The sequence below is a fragment of the Paenibacillus mangrovi genome (assembly GCF_022898935.1).
GTDB classification, from domain to species: Bacteria; Bacillota; Bacilli; order Paenibacillales; family Paenibacillaceae; genus Paenibacillus_AQ; species Paenibacillus_AQ mangrovi.
The window spans coordinates 771568-788439 of record NZ_JALIRP010000001.1 but is presented as its reverse complement, the minus strand read 5'-3'; the positions used below and the strand labels follow the sequence as shown (position 1 = coordinate 788439).

Genomic DNA, 16872 nt, shown 5'->3' with positions numbered 1-16872 from the left:
TTTCTGAGAACAGGGACATAATTACTACTGCGCTCTTTCATCGTGCTATCCAATATTAGATTAATGTCATCTTAGTCCTGTGCTAACGGTTTGTCAACACCCAACTTTCGCCATGTACCTTCTTGCTATTAGAATCTGCATCTTAGTTAGGTCGTATTCAGCCAATTTTTGATCATTACCTCGGATTTAGTAATTCCTCAAAACCGTCCATTTTCCATCGGAGTAGATTAAGTCTAAAGTTATTACTTCAAAATTTAAAATATCATCAATATCGCCATTAGATAATATCAATGTATAATTTGCTTTGATATTCTTAACCTGAACAATATATTGTTTTAATTCTCTATCGTAATAAACACCTACATGCTCAAGTGGATCCTCTGCTGAAAAACTCATCTTTTTGAGCTCTACTTCTTTTAACGTCTTATCTGAGCCACCTGAGTAATATAAACGCCCAAGGCCATCCTGAACATCTTCGAGTAGATCGCCTTCATGATGAGGGTAAAGCTTCTCTAATTCGCTTACATCCTTTGTTCCATATGCTTTCGCTCTGGTCTTTATGAACAATTGAACAAAATCAAGCACCTCTTGTTTGGTTTCCTGTTGAAGCTCCGGCGTAATATTGTACACTTTTGATAAATCTTCAATAACTAAAGCCTCGCTCTTAGATTCTCCCCAGGGAAATTTTGCAACCCCTTGAATCTTCTGCGATCCATCGTCGAACGCCGGGTAAAAATACTCAGATGATTCCTCTCTATTACTTCTCTGAATAAAAGGAGTAGGCTGATCATTCAAATATACCTGTACTTCCCCAAGATCGCTGTTTATCTTCACACTTTGACCAGTAACATAATCAGAGTATTCTGTCTCGGATTCCAAACCAAATAAGCTGACCGTTTCACTCTGCGAAATATCTTTTTTGGCATAGTCAAATGTGGTTGTAAATTCAACCTGATATTCACCTGGGAAGAGCGGCCCCACTTTTGTCGAATGATTGTCCTTGCTTACCTTCGAAATCTCTACCCCATCCACCGTTATTATTCCGTTATCATTTTCTAGCGTGATGTTCATATATTGTGGATGAACGCCAATTTTGAAAGTATCAGATAAGAATCCAGACTCTTTCTTGAGATACAGCTCACCTGCATTTAGTACTTCATCTGGCGACAGACGGTCAAGCAAACCGGTGTTTAAATATTCAGCTTCTTCCAACAACGCCTGTTGTGCAATAAGAATCTGAAGCGTTTGTTCATAATACTTCGGTTTCTCCTTCGCATATTGGATCAGCCGACGGAGACGATCCTCGGTCACCTCCATTGCTTTGTCATCGATGGATAGCAGCTTTTTCAATTCGTGAGTATTTTCCGCAGCGATTGCATTTTGAAACTTCCGGATCACCTCAGATGCCTTTTTATCTCCTTTTGAACCTGACGAAAGTATAATTATCAAGACTGCAACAATGATAATGACTACGGCAATGATGAATACAGGCTTCTTATTCAATCCAGGCCCAATCGTTTGCGTACGCGGTCCATTGTTGGATGATTGATTCATGAATTCCCTCCTATAATGTCCTTTTATTCAATAAAATACATCTTGCCATCGACTTCGAGAGAAACAGAAGATTGAACCAGATTATCTTTCAACTGCTTCGCATAGGCCACCACTTGATCCAAAGATTTTTTATCCAATGTTTCAGCAAAAGCGTACACAATCGTCACTTTTTCCTTGATCAATGTTTTATCCTTATCGACCCAAGCTCCTTCACCATCTACAGCTGTAGCGCCGCCAAACCATTCAGAGAATTTCGCAAGCGCCTGATCTACGTACTTTTGCTGTGCTTCCTCCGTAATCGGAATGCTGCCTTTTACCGTGGATGGGACATAAATTTTAACCACATGACTAAGGTGAAACTGTCCGTCAAGTGCACTTCCCGTATTACCGGATACTGCTGATCCCTCCGCACTGTAGGTCTGCTGTACTGGTACAAAAACCAATGTCAACAGAATTACAATTGCTGCCGTAATAATCCAATTCTTTTTCTTCATCCTTCATCTCTCCCTTACTTTTTTTACTCACCGAGCGGTTACCATTGTCAAATTCCCTTCGTCCACATTTAGATACCAACCAGTCGGTATGTACTGGGAATATTATACAAGTGAAATGTGTTATAATCAATAGGACGTCGGAAATAAAAAAAGGGGAATTTGGGATGGGGAATCAGGAGCAATCACAGCAAACGATCGAAAAGTTAATGAAGTCCGGAGTAGAGCTATTTTCTCGCCAAGGCTACTCAAATACAAGCATAGATCAAATTTGTAAACATGCGGGCTACTCCAAGGGAGGCTTCTATGCTCACTTCCCTAGTAAAGAGGAATTTTTGCTTAAAATTATTAAGGACGGCATTGATTTTTTCTTTGATGATTTGAAGGCTGCACTTGAACAAAAAGATCGGAATTTGCTTGCAAAATTCAAGGACTATTCACTGCGTTTACTTAAAGAATCCTATAAGCAAGGATCTTCATTGCTGTTAATTCAAGGATGTATGAACTCAAATGAACTGCCCATGGTAAAGGAAAGATTGATTCAGCAGATGGAGGAATGGAGACAATTTCTCACGTATTTTTTTCAAGCCATGAAAGATGAAGGAATTGTGGGAAGTCCGCTTGATGCAAGGATACTTGCCACGACATCGATGGCCCTGTTCAATGGAATTAATCTCCAGCACTTCGTTGACGAAAGGATTCAAATAGAGGACATGCTGCCCGTAATCCTTGATCTGCTTCATATCCAGGAATCTAAGTGAGTCCTATCTTTACCCAAAAAAAAGGCGAAAATTGTATAGGACAATTTTCGCCTCTTCCTTATATTCTTCAATCACAATAAACGGATTGACCTCATTCATTCGACTGCAACGTAAGCCGGAATCGGTATTTCATGTCATCTTCGAACCACATCATGAAATTCGTTCCCCACAGGTTGTTGTGCAAATTAAAGTGAAAACCACGGTCCAGCGGAACGAAGGTATTGTCGAATTCCAGAATTCTTCGTTCACCTGGGCATACAATTGGCGTATCCAATGTCTCGATGACCGCCGTGCCATCTGCGCCTGCGTAATACAAACCGGATTGAACCCCATGCATATTCCGATTGCCGTTCTTGACGACAGACAGCGGCGAAATGCGGCGCCCCAGCTTATCCATTTCCCAAATGTTCGGATTATCAACGAGCGGCGCGAAGGAGAACCAAGTCGCCTCGGGCAAGCGGCATGCCTGTTTCTCTTGCCATAGCAGCTGTGCCTCAATATGCGGACCACTGCGCTCAAATTTATACAGGACGTTCAGCTTCCGAGGAGCTCCATGATGCTCACACACGTCGTCCGGAAGGTGTAGCTCGACATTCACAACGTCGTACTCCGGCTTTCTATCCAGCAACATTTTGTCAATTCTCGCCTTAAACAGCTTATGCACTGGCTTCGGATCGACATATTCGATTCCCGGTTTGCCTAAGTCGTTATCTGCCCACCCGTGATGTCTAGGCAAATTGGTCACATATTCTTGGAAATAGCGATCATAGCTTTCTTTACTAAACGTTTCATATCGGAATTTGCCCAGCTCATGCTCTTCATCGGCCCATACTTTTCCGCCTTTATCGATCAAGGAACAGATCGATCCATCGGAAGCGAAAACGACACGGAATGCCCCAAGCTCGTAGCATTCACCAATCTGAAGAGGCTCAGGTTGATCAAACGATATATCGTCCATCGAAGGGGTTAGTTGTTCAAGCGCACTTACCGCTTCTTCAGCCAAAGCTTCAGGTAAGGCAGCGATTGCTTGGTTTAAGTAGTCACGCTGTTCTTGCCACGAACTCTCATAATAGCTGAAGCGGCGAGCTGGAGCTGCTTGGTTACGGAGGTAGTCGAATTTCTTCCACTTCGCATCATCGATCACATCCCGCTTCCTCGCGGCAGCTAGATCGGATGCCGAATAGTTGGTAAAATCAACAAGATACACGGACGAATTCATCCCCCATGTATGCTCCGGAATAAGCATCAAATTGTCGCAAAACCGGGCATATGCCTCACTTTGTGCATCCATAGCACCTGAATCCAGCCACTTGTCGCGCAGACGCAGCAGCTCACGGTAACGCGCGATTTTCCATGGGTCAGATGTGGCGCCGTGAATCCAGGAATCACCGATTTCTTCGGTAATAATCGGCAAACGGTGCTTCACAGCCTGCAGCTTTTCCGCGTAGGCATCCATGGTTGACGCTACAATGTCGGCGCCCGGATAATCGCTCTGCAGTTTTTCATAGAGCGCTTTCACTTCTTCCAATTTAGGAGGACCGAAATTATCATGCGTATGAGCAAAGTACAACGCATCTTCCATACCCTCCAGATGAAAAGGCTTACCATAAGCATCAGCATAATTCACAATAATTTCGGAGCCATCCGCTGCCCGCCACACAAACATTTTCGGTACACTCGGATTTTTGGATACATCGTTAACGCCGATATGTAAATATTGAATACCGCTTTTCGCCAGCATCGGAACCATCGCGATCGTATGACCGGGAACATCCGTCATTTTAGCAGCAATTGTTGTTCGTCCATACGCTTTATCCAGATCTTTCGATAGCGAAAGCCCGTGCTCAAACAGCCGATCATCCATAAGCTCTGTATGTGTCGTAAACGGTAGACCGTGCCATACGATTCTGCCTTGGCGAATCCCTTCCTCCATACGAGCCTTCATCGGCTCCGATGCTGTTTGCAAGTATTGCTTGATCAGCCATGAACCTGTCGTCCATACGAATTTGACGGGTCCTTCCTCCTCCGCAAGCTTCTCCGATAAATCCAGAGCCTGCGGGATGAAGCTGTTCATGTAGCGATCGACGACATCTTGTGCAAGATGTGTATAACCGATATCCAGATGGGTTTTGAAAATGACATGGACTCTTTTAATTGTACTCATTTGTGCTTCTCCTCCAATGCGTCATGTTGTTCATCCGTCACTCATCGTAGGGTAACACCTAATCGCTTGTGAGTCGGACGTGGTTGTCTATATAATCCAAATACTACTCTTTCACGCTTCCTACGACAATGCCTTTTACAAAAAACTTTAATGAACCGATTATGACTTATCTGCAGATGTGCGCTATTTATGTGCAGCGCGCCAGATATCGAGTTGCTTCTGTACCTCAGCCCGCACCTCTTCGATGCCTGCTTTTCTAAGCTCCTGATTGAACTTGGGCAATTCCGTATCCACATCCACACTACCGGTCATCAGGCTGGGATAATATTTCTCCCAGATCATCTGTATGTTCTGTAATTGGATAGGCATCTGAGATAAGTCCGGTGTAAATCCTAGCACGCTCGATTTAATGACACTGCTGTTGGATATACGAAACTGATCCCATTTGTTCAAAGGATCCGGGACATCTCCACCCATCGTCTTGAGGATAAACCAGTTCCCCTGGGTATACTGCACTCCCGCATAGTCTGGCGGTGCGTCTGGGATCGGATCACCGTTTTTATCCTTGGGGCGTATAGGCACCACCTGACCATTATGATCTAAGGTGTAGTGCACGCCTTCAATACCGTAATTGAACAGATTGCGCACCTCTGGATCTGTATTCAATACATTTAGAAACTTCACGCACTCCACGGGGTGCTTGGTATCTGCACTGACCGCCATGATGCCTCCTCGGACGGACTCTGTAGTAACTAGCGTAGGGGTTACAGGGTGGGCCACAACCTTATAACCGCGATCCTTACTCCAGCTGTTTTCCGAGAGAGGTCCACCTCCTGCGGCTTTCCAGAATACTCGCTCACCTCTCTGAAGCCCCTGCTTTTCCCGTAAGGCGGCATCTTCATTGATATAACCAGCCATGTAATAACGCCGAAGAGTATCCAGAACTTGTCTTGCTTCCTTTGTTTCGAAGATATTCACTACCGAAGAGTTATGGTCCTGGGAACGCACCATGAGAGGAAGTTTTTTATCGATGATATATTCGTAGCCATCCAAAGCGAAAAAGTTATGAGAGTCCTTGTCCAGTTCCATAGGCAGATAAGCGGGCTCCTTTTGCTTGATCATCTGAAACAGTGGTTCCAGAGACTTTAAGGTATTATATCGGGATATATCAATGTTGTACTTTTTCACGAGTGCATCCGGATACATCCATTGCTCCTGCGTAGCCAGCTCCTTGTTGGTCGGTACGCCGTAAATGCCGCCATTGTCTATACGCACCCCTTCCCAAAAAATAGGGTCAATAACGTGGTACATTTCCTTCCCCACGCTAGAGAGATAATCATCCAGCCTGAGCCATGCGCCGCGTTGGATGTAGGTTGCATATTCCGGAGCAAAAGAGATATCAAAGGGAGTGCCCGCTGATACCATGGTGTTTAGCCGGTCTCCATACTCTTGCCACCCTACCTTGTTGTAAGTAACGGTTACGCCAATTTTTTTAGCCAAAATCTCGTTGATTTTATCATTTACCATCTTCAGATCTTTGTCCGGCTCCCCAATCGTATAATAGATCAGATTCACCGTATTTACGGCAACTTGGGCTTGCTCGCCATTGCCAGTCGACAAAAAGCACCCGGCCAAAGAAGTGGCCAGCACCACGATTAGCACAAGGCACATGACGATACGGCCGAGACCAAAGGGTTGTTGCTGTCCCATACCATGTCTCCTTTCCGCCCTGCTTACACGATTCCTACTTCCTTAAATCCGATGGTGACTTATCAAAGTAGCCGTGAAAATGAGTGTAAAAGTAGCTCAGGTTAGGATATCCAACGGAAAGGGCGATACTGGCAATCTTTTCTTCGGTAGACTGAATACGTTCGCGTGCGCGAAGCATTCGATAGGCCATTAAATATTCTGAAAATTTCATCTGCGTTTCCTTCAGAAACAGTTGCCCAAGGTATGTTCCATTCATACGGAAGCGCTCGGCTACCATTTTTAATGTAATGTTCTGGGCATATTCTGTCTTAATCATCAGGAGAATACGGTTGGTCAGTTTAGACAGGCAATCGTAGCGAACACCCAGCACGGGATCTGTGTTTAAGTCGTCACGTTCCGTACCGTCAATTGTGCCATGCAGATCTTCTACAATAATCTTTTCGACTACATTTTGCAGCATTGAACGGTTCAGTGGCTTGAGGAGGTAGTCCTTCACCCCGCAACGAATGGCCTCTTGGGCGTACTCGAATTCACTGTAGCCACTCATGATGATATATTTTGTTGGAAGGCCCAGCTCGTTAAGCCTGCAAATGGCATCATAACCTCGGTCCTTGCCGATACATACATCGAAGATCGCTACATCCGGATATAAATCCACGGCCTTAGAAATAGCGTCCTCAATGGTTTCACTGGTCTCGATGCAGCCGAAGCCATACCGTTCCCAATCCAGGGTTCGCTTCATTCCCTCCAAAATCTGAGGCTCATCATCCACAATCAGAAGTTTGTACATTGCAATGCGACCTCCTTTGGAATGATTACAGAAATCTTAACACCGGCTTCCTCGTTATTTTCAATCTCCATGGAAAAACCCTCCCCATAGAAAAAATGCAGTCGAGAATACACATTAAGCAGACCAATGCTCTTCATAGGAGTATCATCCTTGCGAGATAAAGTGTGCCTGATTTCTTTCAAACGCTCCTCCGTAATCCATCTGCCATTGTCCACGAATTCCAGAACGAAGTGTTCTCCAGCTTCCCATCCATTTACCACTAGCAGGTTGAACTCATTGCCCGGGTTAAAGCCGTGCACAAAAAAGTTCTCCGCTAGGGGCTGCATCCAGAATTTTACGGTTGGTAAAGATAAAAGCGCTTTGTCCACGTTGAACTGATAATAAAAACGATGTGGGTATTTAAACTCCATGATTTTGAGGTATTTTTGCAGTAGAGACTGTTCCCTGCCGATGGAAATGATGTTCTCATGTTTCACAATGTCTCGATACAGAGCACCTAAGGTGGAAATAGCGTCAGCGGTGTCAACATCACGATTTACAAGAGCTGTTGAGCGGATGGCCTCTAACGTATTGTATAAAAAATGGGGATTGATCTGGTTCTGAAGCGCTTTCATCTCTGTCTCTTGCTGCTTGAGTTTTAGTAAATATTCGGTTCGAATGTGTTTATCAAGCTGACGCACCATGTCTTCCAATTCCCGAGCAATCATACCATATTCGTTTCGTCGATAGTGTGCAGGTGTCTCCGGTGTAAAATTCGCGGTTTTCACGCGTCCAATGGAATGAATGATACGATGAAGGAATTTGGCATCATCCCTCAAATTGTAGATAATGAGCACCAGCACGCTAATCATGGCTGACAATACAATGAGAAACACAGTGAAAAGTACGCCCGCTTTATCATGTATAAGTAAGCCTAGATCCATCATGCCTACGAACTGATAATCAAACTTGGTGGAGGGAAAAGTGACGAAAAAAACACCGTTAAAACCGCCCGTAGAAAGATAGCCTTGTCTGCGTCCTTCCGCCACCGCCTGCCTTGCTAGCTCCTCGGTATTGTGATCTCCGCCCTTGATGAGGTACGCTTCACCAGAAGTACTTATTATGGTAGCTTGGTCTACTCGGTAATTCTGAACGTACTTGAATATCCGGTCACTGCTGACCAAGAAACGAAATTCGCCAAGCTCGCGAGAAATCTGATTGGGATCTGACAATTTTTTGCGGTATACGAATCCTTTATGGATCGACTCACGGAAGGCTTCGTCTGTGTTGGGGAGTTGAAACTGGAAGCTGGCATTTCCGTTGCTGTTAAAACGAACGATATTGCCATCCTGCGCGGTATGCAGGCTTATCTGAGTGATGTCTCCCTGCCCCCCGCTGTACAAAAAGGACTTCACATCATCGGGAAAGGACACTAAAGGCTGATTATAGCGACTATCCTGGAGTCTATTCGTGAGGTAACCTTCTGCACTATTTCCCAAAAAGCAGCGAACATCGGCCATCAAGCCACTGTTGGAGTAAACCCGCTGCATGTAAGCCTCGATACGGTCAGCATCATACTGGAAAGCATTCTCCACACGGATAAAAGCGCTGGCGGCCTCGTTTCTGGCGTTATCCACCCACTGATTCAGAAGCACCACGCAGGTCAGAGCACCAATCGCCAGACCTATGGAAACCACAAATACCGTATAAGCAATGAATTTGCCGCGATATATTTTAATCTGCAAAAAAGAACACATGCGGGCGCCTCCTTTGCAATAGGCTTTAGTCGTAAAACACTTAACTCCAACATATAATGTCGTCTTGTAAAAATCAATTGCGTTTTTAAAGAAAAGATTCGATCTCAACAAGAAAACCCGAACGGCAAACGATTCCTCCGTTCGAGTTTTCAAGATGACTTTGTCATTTAATGTTTACTGAAAGTAAGCGTTAATCTGCTCTTCAGCAGCCTTCATGATCGCATCCATGCCAGCGGCCTTCATTTCCGAAACGATCTTCGGTACCATTTTCTCTGGATCGGAAGCGCCTGTAAGCAGTTCATACTGGTATTTGTCCCATACGGCCTTGGTATTCGCCACCTCGGTCGAAAGTTTACTAATGTCTAAGGCGAAGCCTAAACAGGATGAGGCGGTTGCTTGCTCGTTCAGCTTGCGAACCTGTTCCCACTGATCTAGCGGAGCACCTTTGGTAACAGCCAAATCGAAGAATGTCCCCTGTGTATAAGCAGCCAGCGGCCATGTATCGGTTTTCCGCTCGATTTCCTTTTCACCGTCAACATTTGCATAGTCCACACCCTGTTCGCCGAAGGCCAGCATATTGCGAAGCTTCGGATCTGTATTGACCAGCTGCAAATACTTGAGTGCTTCCTTCTTATACTTGGAGTTGGCAGAGATTGCATTCAAGGAACCCTGAATCGTACTGGTCGTGTACAGAGGGCCAAAAGTCTGCACCATGTCGTACTTTTGAACTCCCTCCGTAATCTGCCAGTTAGCTTCCGCACCAGGAAACGCTTGGGCACTAAAGAACGGGCGACCCTTATCCGCCTCTTTTTTGGTAGGAGCATCTGGATTAATGATGCCGTCCTTGTACCATTGGTGCAGAAGCTTTAGCTTTTCCATCGCCTCAGGCTGCTCCAGAACAGAGACAACCTTACGGGAGGAGTCGTCGAACTTGACGCCAATAGGCTTAAGACCAAGGGTTAGATCGTCATATTCATTCAGGAAACCGGCAAAACCATCTCCTTGGGTCAATGACACCGGATAGAAACTCTTGCCTTCACCAGCCTTCATGTCATGAAAAGGCTTGTCAAGATCCTTCAGGGTCTTGATGTTGTTAAGATCAATACTATATTTCTGTACATATTTATCATCGAATACCCAGTACTGCGTCATAGCAGAGTCCTTATAGGTAGGAACGGAATAAATCTTGCCATCGATCTTGGTACCATTCCATACCTTTTCGGGGATGAGCTTATACAAATCAGGTGCCTCACTTTGCACCAGGTCAGTGATGTCGGCAAATGCACCCATGTTCACCTGCTGACTGTACTTGGTGTTGTTCGTAAACATAATATCGAAAGGTTCTCCGGTATTCACAATCGTGTTGATCTTGGTGCCCCATTCTCCCCAGCTTGCCACTTTAATATCGATCTTCACACCAATCTTCTCGGCGGTGTAATCGTTCATAGCCGCGATGGCCTTGTAAAAATTCTCAGGCATTTGCCCCCCAATGGTCCACCACACCAACGTAGGAACTTCAGCAGAATCTGCAGACTTCTTGGTATCCGTCTGTGGGTTGGAAGCGGCATCTCCTTCAGACTTAGGCTCAGGCTTAGAACTGCCGCAGGCTGCAAGAGCTGACGTCAAGAGCATCATCATACAGAATGCGGATAGAAACTTCATGGACCTTTTCACAAATATTTGCCCCCTTTTGAATAGGTTCTACCGTATGCATACACTGTGATGTTATGATAAACCATCAAACATGGTTTACTTCAGGTCAGCCTTTGATCGCGCCTACGGTCAAACCAGAAATAAAGTATTTCTGGAAGAAGGGATACGCACAGGCTACAGGTAATACAATGAGGATTGCTATTGCCATGCGAGCGGTCTCCTTAGGCATGGTGGCCACGAGCGTAGCGTAGCTGACGCCCATGCTGGATGCATTCTGTGCAAGCGCATCCACGTTGCTCATCAAGTTGTTCAGCAAGGCCTGCAGAGAATACAGATTCTGATTGTTGATATAAAGCATCGATTGGAACCAATCATTCCAGTATGCAAAGCATAGAAACAGTCCAATGGTTGCCACGACCGGCAAAGATATGGGCAATATGATCGAAAAGAAAATGCGTAACTGGCTCGCGCCGTCAATCTCTGCAGATTCGACAAGGCCATCAGGAATGGTGCTTCTGAAAAAGGTTTTGCAAATGATAACATTAAAGGATGAAACAGCTAGAGGGAGAATAAGCGCCCAAATGCTGTCCTTAAGTCCTAGCAGATTCGCGTTGATATAGTAACTAGAAACCAAGCCGCCGTTGAACACCATCGGGATGAATACCACCCAGGTCAGGAGTCCTTTCAGTTTGTAATTCGGCTGCGAGAGCACGTAGCCCATAGAGGTAGTCAGTAATACGCCCAACACCGTGCCAACCACGGTAACGAATACGGATACGCCTAACGCCCGCAAGATCATCGTTCCCTGCTGGGCTATATAGCTATAGGACTCGGCGGAAAATTCAGTTGGAATCATGTGATATCCTGCTTGGCGAATGGAATCCTCACTGGAAAATGAAATGGAGAGGACAACGAGCAGAGGTACCACGCATAATAGAGCCAGCAGGATAAAAATCAGGTGAAACATCACATTGATTCCTTTGCCAACACGGTTGAATTTATCAAGACCCGTCTGATCTTTAGCTATCGATGCCATAGCCCCACCTCCTTTACATCATCGCGCTGTCGGGATCTATTCTACGAACGATCCAGTTGGCGAGCAGAATGGTCAAACAGCCCATGACGGATTGTACAAAAGCGGCAGCAGAGGCCATACCTACTGTAGCGGTTTTGAGCTGTTTATACACTAACACGTCTATGGTGGTTGTTACGTTGAATAGGGAATTGGAATCGCGCGGGACCTGATAGAACAGACCAAAATCCGTGTAGAAAATGTGGCCTACGGCCAAGATGAACATCATCACGATGACCAGCTTCATCAAAGGTAGTGTAATAAACCTCGTCTGCTGCCAAATGGAAGCGCCATCAATAACGGCCGCCTCATAGTACGTATTATCGATGCCAGTGATGGTCGCCAAATATACAACCATACCATAGCCTAAGCCCTTCCAAACATGCATAAAAATCAGAAACAATGGCCAGTATTGAGGCTCCATGTACCAATTCATAGGCTCGCTTCCCATCTGGGTGAGCATTTGGTTGGCGATGCCCTTGTCAAAGCTTAAAAACGCCCAAACCACTGTGGAAACGACTACCCAAGATAGGAAGTAAGGCAGGAACATCATGGTCTGATAGACTTTGCCCGCTCTGCGACTGTGCAGCCGACCGATCATCAGCGCTAAAATAACGGGTATCACGATATTGAGGATAATAAACAGAAAATTATATCCAAGCGTGTTGCGGATGGTAATCCAAGCATCATTCGATTTGAACAGGAATTCAAAATTTTTGAAACCGGACCAAGCGCTATTAAAAACATTGCTCAGAAACCCCCCGGATATCTTGAAATCCTTGAAGGCGATAATGATACCGAACATCGGCAGGAAACAAAACAATATGTACCATACGGTAGTTGGTAACGCCAAGAGCGTCAGTTCGGTATCCTGTTTGCGCCAGCGCGTCCGCAGGTGCCTTCGTTCAGACTTCTTCATGTTTACTCAGTCACCCCTTCCGTTTGATTTTATTGTTTTGAATAACTTAATTGTAAGAAAAATCTCTCTCATAATTCCAGATAACAAACGTTATACCACAGTCAAAAAACGTTAGTTTTTTTAACAATTTTATAATATTCAAGCCAAAACAAAACTAGGTGAAGAAAAATTCAAATGATTCAATTATAAAAACAAAAAAAGAGCGGCCTATGCCGCTCATTGAGAATCTAAATTATCTTGCACTACACCAATCTCTTTTTGTAACACAGGTACATTCCTAAAAAAGTGCATTTTTTCATCGATAAAGTCATCGCCATAATCAATGCTGCCATTGATATGCGGATCCTTCAGACATAAGCCGAACAACCACAGCTGTCGGACGGCCACAAACACCGGCACTACTTTAAGGTCGTTCTCACCAGGCTTCCGTACGGACTGATACCCCTGAAGAAAAGCACTCCACAGCCGTTCCAGCTGAGCCGGATCATGGCCCAATCGGACCTCCCTGGCAAGCCGGAATTCAGCGATGTCATAAGCGCGCCAGCCATAGCCGCAGAGATCAAAATCATAATGCGTCATCGCTCCATCATCGGCATAGCTGACGTTCGTATTGCCGTGCAGGTCTCCATGGCAGATGCCCCAATCCATTGCATTCAGATCAAGCTCCTGCAGTTTCGCTTCCATACTTGCCGCAATCTGTTTGAGCTCTTCAAAATCCTGTGAGCGATGCTCCATATGCGGCTGAATTGCATCCAATGTTTGATGGATCAAATAATCCAGCGTCAGCTCCTGTCTGCTGTGTGTGCTTTGAAAAGAATCGCTTTTCAAGTGAATCTCGGCCACGGCCCGCCCGAAACCTCTACTCATTCCCTCGCTGTCGATCCCTCTCTCAGAGCCTTCCGCAAACGTAAAGAGTACTGCATACCGGATGCCTTCTGGTGCCTGGAGCTTTTGAACAGATTCTCCCTGCTTGTCCGAAACCGGAAGCGATACGCTGATACCGTTCCGGTCCAAATGCTCTAGCAGCTCCAATTCAAAAGTGATCTCGGACTCACTTGTCCTCCAGTCACCTCGATACACCCGAAATACGTACTTCTCTTCAGGGGTGACAACTAGGTAAGTATCATTCATCCCCGCAAAAGGTAGGAAGTACGGGATTGTTCACTGAGACCGTATTGACTTTGTAAAAACTCATTTATGGCATGATCCGATAATGTAGAGTAGGATACCGGAAATAACATATTGATAACACATCCTTTTTTAATTAACGAAGCTCTGCTGTTTCCACATTAAAATCACAATTCGGTTGATGACCGAAAGTAAGGCAAATATGACGGCAAACGTCGTAAACCCGGAGCTGATGAGGCATACCACGGCTGCCGCGAACAGAACAGCCTCAATGAAAAGCACGACAGGCAAAGGAACTTTGATCGAGGCTTTGGGCGAAACAAACAACCCCCATACGAATGCCGCGAGTACAGGCAGCCCCAGCCCCAGGACGAACTGCATCAATAAGCCTGTCTGAACATGAAATCCGAAGTAGCAAAGGGAAGACAGCAAGACAAGCTCCAATATGAAGCGCAATAAAAGGTTTAACATTTTAAGCGTATAGACCACCGCCTTCCATCCACAGAATGGTTGATTAAATCGTCAGCTCAATGGCTCAATGTGCATGCGGCTTCCCTTCTCAGAAATGGACCTGCTTCTTTTCTGCGCTAAAGAACAAAAATAAGGGGATTCTCATCCGGCGCTCGTATGTTTCGATATTCTCGAAATTCGCTTGATCCGGTCTGGATTCCCGTAGATTCTTAACATGGAAGCCCACTTGCTGAAGAGCCGAAAAGATATCCTCGATCGTTCTGTGATATTTGGTTGCGGCTGCTCCAAGCCACGTCTGCTTACGAATTCCTGTATGAAAATATTGATCGACGACCCAATCCTGCTTCATCCCGTCTTCCCGCGGAATCCCGTAAGAAGATGTAATGACCGGATGCTCAATCGAGAAAACGAAGCTACCACCGTCTATTAGAGTTTGATAAACCTTTTTAAAGGTCGATTCGATATCCTGTATGTAATGCAGCACAAGCCGGGATACGGCTAGATCATATTGCGAATCCGGAAAATCCCATTCCTCAATGGTCGTATGTATAATGCTTGTATTCGCTCTGTGTAATGTCTTTTCCGCTGCTGCAACCATATTCTCCGATCCTTCAATTCCAGTATACGAGGCTGCACCAAGATCAAGGAGATGATTGCCAAACGAAGCGTCCCCGCATCCCAGGTCCAAAACCTTACGCCCGGTCACATCCCCAATCAGCTGCAAAATGATCGGTTTTTCGATGGTGTCGTTGGCATTTTCGCTCCAGCGTCTTCTCTCCTGATATCTATTGAAAAACAGCTCGTCATCATACAATCCGGAGCCTCTGTATTCCACGATTTTTCCTCCTAAATTTCATGTCATCTGTATTTCAAAACTTCTGCTCGCCGCTGCATGACTTTGAAGAAAAATACCGATACATAACAAATCCTGTGGAAGCACCCACCACATTTAAAATAATGTCATCAATATCGCCTATACCCACTTTCAGAATAGCTTGCAGAAATTCAAGCACAATGATCGAACCCGTGAACCATGCCAAAAACACACCATATCTGTTAAAACTCTGGAAAATATAGGGTAACAGCACACCAAAGGGTATAAACACCCCGATATTACCCGCCAAGTTAATAATCGTGGTTCCTATGTTATACCGGTTGACGTTATAGATATAACTAAAAATCGTATTGAAGGGCACCAGGTTCACCCGGATTTCCGCATGTGAAGAACGGCCGAATCCGCGAAACATCCAGTACAACAGGCAAAGGCTGTACCCGGTAAAAAGAAACCAAGCAACAACCTTTAAGGTTTTATCAGTGTTATTTTTCAAATCTGTCACCCGCTAGAACAAATGCTGTACGATCGGTATTCCGGCTTCCAATCTGCTTCGGCTTTCCCGCAAGTACGTCTCTGTCCAGTCATTCAGATTCGTTAGATCAAAGCTCCGGTACATTCCCACATAAACGATATATTCCCTTAGTCTTAAAAAAAGTTCCAAGTGATGCAGTTCATCTGGGTGAATGGAGCAATGTTTTTCGTAACCTTTCAGGAAATGCTCCAAAAATCGCCGTGCTTGGACATGCCTCTCTTCAAGTGAATCATCCAAAACGACATAAACCATATAAAATAACTGGATCGCGATATCCTCTACAAACCAGCTGTACTGGCATTCGTCAAAATCAAATAGAGTAATGATTTCGCCGTCCACGAAGAAGTTGCCGACATTGATATCGCCATGAATCAGCCCGTAAGTTTCATCACGCTGGTTAAGTCTGTGGATCTGCTGTTTTAATTCCTCAAGATTCGCAAGCACCTGCTGCTGCTCGTCCGGTATGTATCGATGTGCATGCTTCAGGTACTCATTATCCATCCAATGATGCCTCTTCCTTGAAGTGCTTGCCGGAGCATAATTTCGGGATAACGCATGAATTTGGCCTGTGAGTTCACCACATTTTTCAGAAAGCTCGTCGTTATTCATGCATTCGGGATAAAAGATTTTATTACCGGGCGCTTTTTCAAAGGAAGCAATGAACATCTCGGAATCATCCAAATGGATGACTTCAACAAATTTGCCACGATCATTCGGAACCGGTCTGCTGACGGATATCCCATAGCGTACAAGATCGTTCACCCAGTCAAGCTCAGCATGAATAGCATGCATGTCCCGATGGGAGCTGTGAGTGATTCTGAGAATAAACGGCTTCCCACCTTTGTCATATTCATATACGAAATTCTGGAATCCGCCGATATATGTTAAATCCTGCTGTGAAAGGCCGTACAATTGTGCAGCTTCCGCCAGCAGCTGATCATTCATCAGCTCTCTGGTTTCCTTTTCCATAGTGCTTCACTCCTGTTAAACTACCAATCTACTAAATATACATCCGGACTGCTACCGCCCGATATTTTGGAATAATAAAGGCAGGAG

General features: G+C 45.1%; 15 protein-coding genes and 1 other annotated feature (1 of these 16 only partly in view). Of the genes, 1 reads left to right on the top strand and 14 read right to left on the bottom strand.

Features of this window, described 5'->3' with window-relative positions:
• Positions 1 to 50 (bottom strand) — a binding site (T-box leader) (it extends 172 nt beyond the left edge of the window).
• A gap of 136 nt (positions 51 to 186) precedes the next feature.
• On the bottom strand, positions 187 to 1554 hold the full coding sequence (locus MUG84_RS03635; protein WP_244720118.1) for a TcaA 3rd/4th domain-containing protein: 1368 nt from the start codon (positions 1552 to 1554) through the stop codon (positions 187 to 189).
• Positions 1555 to 1577: 23 nt separating this feature from the next.
• On the bottom strand, positions 1578 to 2048 hold the full coding sequence (locus MUG84_RS03630) for a DUF3574 domain-containing protein (protein WP_244720114.1): 471 nt from the start codon (positions 2046 to 2048) through the stop codon (positions 1578 to 1580).
• Between the two features lie 164 nt (positions 2049 to 2212).
• Here MUG84_RS03630 and MUG84_RS03625 point away from each other — a divergent pair, with 164 nt between their 5' ends.
• On the top strand, positions 2213 to 2806 hold the full coding sequence (locus MUG84_RS03625) for a TetR/AcrR family transcriptional regulator (RefSeq protein WP_244720110.1): 594 nt from the start codon (positions 2213 to 2215) through the stop codon (positions 2804 to 2806).
• Positions 2807 to 2897: 91 nt separating this feature from the next.
• On the opposite strand, the gene MUG84_RS03620 is transcribed toward MUG84_RS03625, so the two are convergent.
• The 12 genes from MUG84_RS03620 to MUG84_RS03565 form a co-directional block, all read right to left on the bottom strand.
• On the bottom strand, positions 2898 to 4970 hold the full coding sequence (locus MUG84_RS03620; RefSeq protein WP_244720107.1) for a DUF5054 domain-containing protein: 2073 nt from the start codon (positions 4968 to 4970) through the stop codon (positions 2898 to 2900).
• 183 nt (positions 4971 to 5153) lie between these two features.
• A complete protein-coding gene (locus tag MUG84_RS03615) occupies positions 5154 to 6680 on the bottom strand; it encodes an ABC transporter substrate-binding protein (RefSeq protein ID WP_244720102.1) in 1527 nt (508 codons plus the stop codon).
• Between the two features lie 34 nt (positions 6681 to 6714).
• Complete coding sequence (locus tag MUG84_RS03610) at positions 6715 to 7470, bottom strand: response regulator transcription factor (RefSeq protein WP_244720099.1); 756 nt, start codon at positions 7468 to 7470, stop codon at positions 6715 to 6717.
• On the bottom strand, positions 7455 to 9206 hold the full coding sequence (locus tag MUG84_RS03605) for a sensor histidine kinase (protein WP_244720094.1): 1752 nt from the start codon (positions 9204 to 9206) through the stop codon (positions 7455 to 7457). Before MUG84_RS03605 ends, MUG84_RS03610 begins: the two co-directional genes overlap by 16 nt.
• 174 nt (positions 9207 to 9380) lie before the next feature.
• Positions 9381 to 10880 carry an ABC transporter substrate-binding protein gene (locus MUG84_RS03600; RefSeq protein ID WP_244720089.1) on the bottom strand — a complete coding sequence of 500 codons (1500 nt, stop codon included), beginning with the start codon at positions 10878 to 10880 and terminating at the stop codon, positions 9381 to 9383.
• 85 nt (positions 10881 to 10965) lie between these two features.
• On the bottom strand, positions 10966 to 11895 hold the full coding sequence (locus MUG84_RS03595; protein WP_244720086.1) for a carbohydrate ABC transporter permease: 930 nt from the start codon (positions 11893 to 11895) through the stop codon (positions 10966 to 10968).
• Positions 11896 to 11908: 13 nt separating this feature from the next.
• A complete protein-coding gene (locus MUG84_RS03590; protein ID WP_244720066.1) occupies positions 11909 to 12850 on the bottom strand; it encodes an ABC transporter permease in 942 nt (313 codons plus the stop codon).
• Positions 12851 to 13066: 216 nt separating this feature from the next.
• Positions 13067 to 13981: a homoserine kinase gene (locus tag MUG84_RS03585; protein ID WP_244720062.1), complete on the bottom strand. Its 915-nt coding sequence runs from the start codon at positions 13979 to 13981 to the stop codon at positions 13067 to 13069.
• Positions 13982 to 14110: 129 nt separating this feature from the next.
• Positions 14111 to 14449, bottom strand: coding sequence for a YrdB family protein (locus MUG84_RS03580; protein WP_244720045.1), 339 nt, complete (start codon positions 14447 to 14449; stop codon positions 14111 to 14113).
• A gap of 88 nt (positions 14450 to 14537) precedes the next feature.
• Positions 14538 to 15284 carry a class I SAM-dependent DNA methyltransferase gene (locus MUG84_RS03575; protein WP_244720041.1) on the bottom strand — a complete coding sequence of 249 codons (747 nt, stop codon included), beginning with the start codon at positions 15282 to 15284 and terminating at the stop codon, positions 14538 to 14540.
• A 34-nt stretch (positions 15285 to 15318) separates the two neighbouring features.
• Positions 15319 to 15777: a VanZ family protein gene (locus tag MUG84_RS03570; protein WP_244720036.1), complete on the bottom strand. Its 459-nt coding sequence runs from the start codon at positions 15775 to 15777 to the stop codon at positions 15319 to 15321.
• Positions 15778 to 15789: 12 nt separating this feature from the next.
• The gene (locus MUG84_RS03565; RefSeq protein ID WP_244720033.1) at positions 15790 to 16785 is read right to left on the bottom strand and encodes a phosphotransferase enzyme family protein; all 996 of its coding nucleotides are present in this window, start codon (positions 16783 to 16785) and stop codon (positions 15790 to 15792) included.
• Positions 16786 to 16872: the final 87 nt, after the last annotated feature.

Excerpts from the sequence above, each read along its gene's own strand:
- MUG84_RS03635 (WP_244720118.1), bottom strand. The coding sequence starts at position 1,554 with ATGAATCAATCATCCAACAATGGACCGCGTACGCAAACGATTGGGCCT.
- MUG84_RS03630 (WP_244720114.1), bottom strand. The coding sequence starts at position 2,048 with ATGAAGAAAAAGAATTGGATTATTACGGCAGCAATTGTAATTCTGTTG.
- MUG84_RS03625 (WP_244720110.1), top strand. The coding sequence starts at position 2,213 with ATGGGGAATCAGGAGCAATCACAGCAAACGATCGAAAAGTTAATGAAG.
- MUG84_RS03620 (WP_244720107.1), bottom strand. The coding sequence starts at position 4,970 with ATGAGTACAATTAAAAGAGTCCATGTCATTTTCAAAACCCATCTGGAT.
- MUG84_RS03615 (WP_244720102.1), bottom strand. The coding sequence starts at position 6,680 with ATGGGACAGCAACAACCCTTTGGTCTCGGCCGTATCGTCATGTGCCTT.
- MUG84_RS03610 (WP_244720099.1), bottom strand. The coding sequence starts at position 7,470 with ATGTACAAACTTCTGATTGTGGATGATGAGCCTCAGATTTTGGAGGGA.
- MUG84_RS03605 (WP_244720094.1), bottom strand. The coding sequence starts at position 9,206 with ATGTGTTCTTTTTTGCAGATTAAAATATATCGCGGCAAATTCATTGCT.
- MUG84_RS03595 (WP_244720086.1), bottom strand. The coding sequence starts at position 11,895 with ATGGCATCGATAGCTAAAGATCAGACGGGTCTTGATAAATTCAACCGT.
- MUG84_RS03590 (WP_244720066.1), bottom strand. The coding sequence starts at position 12,850 with ATGAAGAAGTCTGAACGAAGGCACCTGCGGACGCGCTGGCGCAAACAG.
- MUG84_RS03585 (WP_244720062.1), bottom strand. The coding sequence starts at position 13,981 with ATGAATGATACTTACCTAGTTGTCACCCCTGAAGAGAAGTACGTATTT.
- MUG84_RS03580 (WP_244720045.1), bottom strand. The coding sequence starts at position 14,449 with ATGTTAAACCTTTTATTGCGCTTCATATTGGAGCTTGTCTTGCTGTCT.
- MUG84_RS03565 (WP_244720033.1), bottom strand. The coding sequence starts at position 16,785 with ATGGAAAAGGAAACCAGAGAGCTGATGAATGATCAGCTGCTGGCGGAA.